Origin of the sequence: Methylobacterium sp. UNC378MF (assembly GCF_900103195.1) — a bacterium.
GTDB lineage: Bacteria > Pseudomonadota > Alphaproteobacteria > Rhizobiales > Beijerinckiaceae > Methylobacterium.
The window spans coordinates 1-6,395 of the sequence record NZ_FMWU01000064.1 but is presented as its reverse complement, the minus strand read 5'-3'; the positions used below and the strand labels follow the sequence as shown (position 1 = coordinate 6,395).

General features: G+C 75.2%; 2 protein-coding genes. Both read right to left on the bottom strand.

Going from position 1 to position 6,395, the window contains the following annotated elements; translation table 11 throughout:
• Positions 1-2,662, bottom strand: a 2,662-nt coding sequence (locus BLT59_RS30265) for a condensation domain-containing protein (protein WP_139174169.1), incomplete at its 3' end; no start/stop codon positions are given.
• On the bottom strand, positions 2,659-6,395 hold a 3,737-nt coding region (locus BLT59_RS30260; protein WP_139174168.1), incomplete at its 5' end, for a non-ribosomal peptide synthetase. The genes BLT59_RS30260 and BLT59_RS30265, both read right to left, overlap by 4 nt.

Sequence of the window (6,395 nt, the reverse complement as noted above, 5' to 3'; positions counted from 1 at the left end):
TGCGGTAGAGGCGCGAACCGGGCCTGCCGAAGGGATCGGGCACGAAGCGCGCGGCGGTCAGACCCGGCTGGCCGCGATAGCCCCGCGCCAGGCCGGTGCCGCCGATATACAGCTCGCCCACCACCCCCACCGGCACCGGGTGGAGCGCGGCGTCGAGGACCCAGGCGGTCCGGTCGCCCACCGGGCTGCCGATCGGCGCGTAGGGCGTGTCGCAGGCCGTACCGGCGGGGACCTTCCAGACGAGCGGCGTCACCACGGTCTCGGTGGGTCCGTAGCCGTTGATGAGACGGCGCGGCCCGAGGGTCCGGTTGATGCGCGCCAGTTCGTCGCGCGGCATCGCCTCGCCGCCGAAGGAGAGCAGGTCGAGGGTCGGCGCGCCGCCCTCCTGCTCGGCCCAGCGCGTCAGCTCCCGGACATAGCTCGGCGGGAAGCCGGCATTCGTCACGCCGTGGGTCCGGAACGCCGCGAACACCTCCGCCGGCGACCAGAGCGCGTCGTCGCGGAGCACGAGGCTGGCGCCGCAGGCGAGCGTCGTGAGCCAGCGCTCGTGACCGCCGTCGAAGTTGAAGGTGATGAAGTGGAACTCGCGCGAGTCCGCATCCATCCCGTAGAGCGGTGCGGTGGCGCTGACATGCATCGCGAGCGGTCCGTGCGCGACCGCCACCGCCTTCGGCCTCCCCGTCGAGCCCGAGGTGTAGATGAGGTAGGCGAGGTTCTCCGGGTGCAGCGCCACCGCCGGCGGAGCCTCCGCGGCGGCCTCGGGCGCGTCTTCGTCGATCAGGATCCGCCTGACCACGCCCTCGGCCGGCCCGCGGCCCGCATGGGCGTGATCCGTGACGAGGACGCGCGCGCCGCTGTCGGCAACCATCGCGGCGATGCGCGCATCCGGAAGGTCGAGCCCCAGCGGCAGGTAGGCGCCGCCCGCCTTGAGCACGCCGAGATAGGCAGCGAGCAGGGTGGGCGAGCGGGGCAGCATCACGGCGGCGACCGTGTCCGGGCCGATGCCCGCTCCGGCCAGACGGTGCGCGAGGCGGTTCGCCTCGGCTTCCAGTGCGCCGCGGCTCGTGGCGCGGTCGGCGAAGATCACGGCGGTCCGTTCGGGATCCGCCCGCGCGAACCCGGCGATGATGTCGTGAACGGGGAGCCCGTTGTCGGGCGGTGCCGAGGGCGGGTTCAGCCGACCGATCTCGGCCGGGGTGAGCAGGGGCGCCCGGTGGATCGGCGCATCGGGGGCTGCGACGAGGCTGCCGAGGAGCGTCAGGAGATGGTCGCGCCAGCGCGCGACGGTCGCTTCGTCGAACAGGTCGCGCGCGTAGGTCAGGTGTGCGGTGAACCCGCCCTGCGCATCCTCCAGCGTGGTCAGGCCGAGATCCACGTGGGCGCTGCCGGTGGCGCGCGGGACGCGCTCCACCGACAGGCCGCCGAGGCGGATCGTGGCGAGCGGGCGTTCCTGCAGGTGCTGGACAATCGCCTGGAACAGGGGATTGCGACCGGGATGCCGCTCGGGGCTCAAGGCGCTCACGAGCCGCTCGAACGGCACGGATTGATGGGCCTGCGCCTCCACCAGAAGCGCTCGCGTCGCCTCGACGCAATCGGCAAAGCGCGCCAGCGGATCGAATGCGAAGGGCAGCACCAGGGTGTTGGCGAAGCTGCCGATCACCCTTGCGGTCTCCGGCCGGGTGCGGTTCGCCACTGGCACGCCGAGGCGGACCGTGCGCTCCGCGCCGAGACGCTGGAGCAGGATCGCGAAACCGGCGGCGAGGACGTGGAACGCCGTCGCGCCGAGGCGTCGCGCCAGCCCGTGGATGCCCGCCGCGGTCGCGGGCGGCAGTGGAAAGGTCAGGGTCTCCCCGGCGAAGCTGGGATTTTCGGGTCGCGGCCGGTCGGCGGGGAGCGCGATGACGGGATGCTCCGTGCCGAGAAGATTCGTCCAGAACGCGAGGCTCGCGGCCTGGGCGCCGGCATCGAGCATCCGCGCCTGCCAGGCGGCGTAATCCGCGTAGGTGATCGCCGGCGGGGCGCTGTCCGGCGTTGCGGCCCCGTAGCCGGCCGCGACGTCGTCGATCAGCAGGTCCATCGACCATGCGTCGCCGACGATGTGGTGCAGGGTCAGGAAGACGACGTGACGCTCCGGCGCCTCGCGGACCAGGGCGGCGCGCACGAGCGGCCCGCGCGCGAGATCGAAGGACGCCCGTTCGATCCCAGACTCGATCGCCGCGCGACGCGCCCGCGCCTCGGCCTCGTCGCAGCCAGTCAGGTCGTGGCGGGTCATCGCGAATCCGGCGGTCGCGTCGACCTGCTGCACCGGCTCGCCGTCGCGTAGGGGAAAGCGCGTGCGCAGGCCCGCGTGACGGGCGACGGCGCGCGCGAGCGCCCGGTCCAGCGCCTCCGGGTCGAGCGGACCGGACAGCCGCAGCGCGCCGACGATGTGATAGGCCGGGCTCTCCGGATCGAGCTGCCAGAGGAGCCAGAACCGGCGCTGCGCATCGGAGAGGGGCGCCGTGTCGCCGCCCTCTGCCGGCAGGATCGGCAGACGGTCTGCATCGAGGCCGCGCGCGGCGAGTTCCTCCAGGAACCGGCGGCGCTTTCCGGCGGGCAGCGCGGCAAAGCGGGCCGCGAGAGCGCGCAGCTGGTCGTCCCGCGAGGGGCCGGTGTCAGTCATTCGGCATGTTCCAGCGCGTCGAGGAGGTCGCTCATCGCGTCGATGTCGGCATCCACGCCATCGGCGTTCCGGCTGTCGATCGCGACCGCGAGATCCGCCAGGGTGCGCGCCTCGAACACGGCGCGCAGGGGCAGGGCGATGGCGTGCGCCTCGTTCAGGCGCGCGACGACCCGGGCGACGAGGAGCGAGTGCCCGCCCTTGGCGAAGAAATTGTCGCCGCGCCCGACCGAGGGGAGACCCAGCACCTCGGCCCAGACGGCGGCGAGGCGCCGTTCCGTCTCGGTCCGCGGCGGGTCGGCGGCCAGGTCGGCGGCCGGCTCCGGCTCCGGCAGGGCGGCGCGGTCGACCTTGCCGTTGGGCGTCAGAGGCAGGGCATCGAGCGTCACGATGGACGCGGGCACCAGGGCGTCCGGCAGCGTGGCGGTGAGCGCCCGGCGCAAATCCTCGGGATCGAGCGCCGCCCCTGGGCTGGGGACGACGTAGCCCACGAGCCGCGTCTCGCCGGGCCGGCCCTGCCGGGCGGTCACGACCGCCTGCGCGATCCCGGGCCGGGCGACGAGCGCCGCCTCGACCTCGCCGGGCTCGATGCGCACGCCGCGGACCTTCACCTGATGGTCGGCCCGGCCCAGGTAATCGAGGTGTCCGTCCGAGCGCCAGCGCACGCGGTCCCCCGTCCGATACATGCGCGCGCCGGGTGGCCCGAAGGGGCAGGCGACGAATCGCTCGGCGGTGAGGCCCGGCCGTCCGAGGTAGCCGCGGGCGACACCGGCGCCCGCGAGGTAGAGTTCGCCGACCGTGCCCGGCGGGACCGGCCGAAGGCCGTCGTCGAGCACGTAGGCCTGCGTGTTCCACAGAGGTGCGCCGATGGGGACGGCCTCCTCGCCGGGATCGATATCCGCGGCCGTGGACCAGATCGTGGTCTCGGTCGGACCGTAGAGGTTGGTGACCCGCGCCGCGCGCGCGCTCAGGGCGCCGGCCAGGTCGGGCGGCAGCGCCTCGCCGCCCACCAGCACCCGCACGCCGTGCAGGGCCTCCGTTTCCACGAGGCCGCGCCACAGGGTCGGCGTCGCCTGCATCAGCGTGATGCCTGCCGCGCCGATGAGCTGCCCCAGCCGCCCGGGATCGAGCACGTCGTCCCGCTCGGCCAGCACCACGCGCGCGCCGCGAACGAGCGGTCCGAACAGTTCGAGGCCGGCGATGTCGAAGCCGACCGTGGTGACCGCGAGCAGGCGATCCGCCGGAGTCACGCCGAGGCGATCGACGAGGGCGTGCAGCAGGTTGGTCAGGCTGGCATGCGAGACCACCACTCCCTTGGGCCGGCCCGTGGAGCCGGAGGTATAGATCACGTAGGCGGGATGGGCGGGGACGAGCGGGCTTGTCCGATCCCGGTCGGTCGGCGCCTGCGCCGATGCGGTCGCGAGCGCGGCAGACCCTTCCGGGGAACCGAGGACGAGGGCGGGCAGGCCGTCCGGTCGTGGCACGCCGTCGACGGTCACGAGGCATGAGGGCCGGGCATCCGCCAGCATGAGGGCGAGGCGCGCCGCGGGGTAGCCCGGGTCGAGCGGCAGGTAGGCCGCCCCCGCCTTGAGCACGCCCAGCAGCGCCGCGACGAGGTCCGGCCCGCGCGGCAGCGCCACGGCCACGATGTTCTCCGGGCCGATCCCGCGGGCGATCAGCGCGTGGGCGATGCGGTTCGCCCGGGCCTCGAGCCCCGCGTAGCGCAGCACCTCCGACCCGGCGACGACGGCGACGGCCTCCGGCGCGCGGGCGGCCTGCGTGGCGACGAGCGCCGGCAGGGTCCCATACGGCACCGCCCGCGCCGTCGCGTTCCAGTCTGTCAGGACCTGCCGCCGCTCGCCGGCCTCGAACAGGTCGAGATCCCCGATAGGCCGGTCCGGTGCGGCCGCCAGGGCGGCGAGCAGCCGCGCGAACCGGTGCGCGAGGCGGGTCGCGCTGGCCTCGTCGAAGAGGTCCGTGGCGTATTCGAGGTGGCCGACGACACCCGCTTCCGTCCCGTCGGACTCACGCCGCTCGACGAGATCGAAGGCGAGGTCGAACCGCGCGGCACCGGCGCCGACCGAATCCGGGACGGCGCGCAGGCCGGCCAGGGCGAACGTTGCCGGGACGCCGTCCTGAAGGGCCAGCATGACCTGGAACAGCGGATGGCGCGCGAGCGAGCGCGGCGGGTTCAGCACCTCCACGAGGCGCTCGAAGGACACGTCCTGGTGCGCGTAGGCCTCGAGCGCGACGGCGCGGGCGCGCCCCACGAGATCGCGGCCGCTCGGGTCGCCGGACGTGTCGGTCCGCAGCACCAGCGTGTTGACGAAGCATCCGACGAGGCCGTCGAGGGCCTCGTCCGTGCGGCCCGCGATGGGACTCCCGAGGGGGATGTCCTCCCCCGCACCCAGGCGGGTCAGGAGCGCGGACAAGCCGGCCTGGAGCACCATGAACAGGCTCGCCCGCTCGCGCCGTGCGAGATCCGCCAGGGCGCGGTGCAGGTCCGGCCCCAGGGCGAGGGGCACGCGCCGCCCGCGGTGGCTCGCCGTCGCCGGGCGCGGCCGGTCGGTGGGCAGCGCGAGGCCTTCGGGCAGGCCCGCGAGCTGCGCGCGCCAGTAGCCGATCTCGCGGGCGATCAGGCTGTCCGGGGCGGCCTCGTCGCCGAGACGATCGCGCTGCCAGAGCGTGTAGTCCGCGTACTGCACCGGCAGGGCCGGGCGATCCGGCGCCGCGCCGCGGAGGCGCGCCGCGTAGGCCGCCGCGAGGTCGCGCATCAGCGGGGTCAGCGACCAGCCGTCGGCGGCGGCGTGGTGGATCAGGAGGAGGAGCCCGTGCGCGTCGGGGCCGAAGCGGTACAGCCGCGCGCGGATCGGCAGGTCGACGGCCAAGTCGAAGGGCGCGCGTGCCGCCGCGGACAGCGCGTCCGGCCAGGAAGCCGGGTCCGCCGCGCGCACGTCGAGGGCGGGCCGCGCCGCGTCGGGCGGCAGCACGTGCTGCGCGGGCGCCCCGTCGATCTCGACGACGCGGGTGCGCAGGCTCTCGTGGCGCGCCACCACGTCGGCGAGGGCCGCGCGCAGCGCGTCCGCGTCGAGCGCTCCCGCGAGGCGGAGCGCGATCGGGATGGTGTAGGGATGCGCCCCGTCGATCCGCGACAGCAGCCACATCCGGGTCTGGGCCGGGGAGAGCGGGACCACGTCCGGCCGCGGGCGTGCCACGAGGGGCGTGCGGGTGGGGCCGGCGCGTCCGGCCGCGTCGTCGCCGGCCGCGGCGATCCACCCGCTCAGCGCCGAGACCGTGGGGGCCTCGAACACGGCGCGCAGCGGCAGCTCGGCGCCCAGCGCCGCGCGTAGTCGGCTGACGAGGCGGGTGGCGAGCAGCGAGTGGCCGCCGAGATCGAAGAAGCTGTCGTCGATCCCGACCGCGTCGAGTCCGAGCACCTGCGCGAAGGCCTGCGCCACGGCCGCCTCCCGCGCGGTGCGCGGCCGGCGGCGATCCGGGCCGGCCCAGTCCGGTTCGGGGAGCCGGCGGGTGTCGAGCTTGCCGTTGGGCGAGAGCGGCAGGGCGGGCAGGGCGAGGATGCGGGCGGGGCAGAGCGCCTCCGGCAGCGTCTCGGCCAGGGCGCGCCGCAACGCCGCCTCGTCGAGCGCGCCGCCTGCCGCCGGTACCGCGTAGCCCACAAGGCGCAGGGCCCCGTCCGGTCCGGGACGGGCGACCACCGCCGCCTCGGCCACGCCGG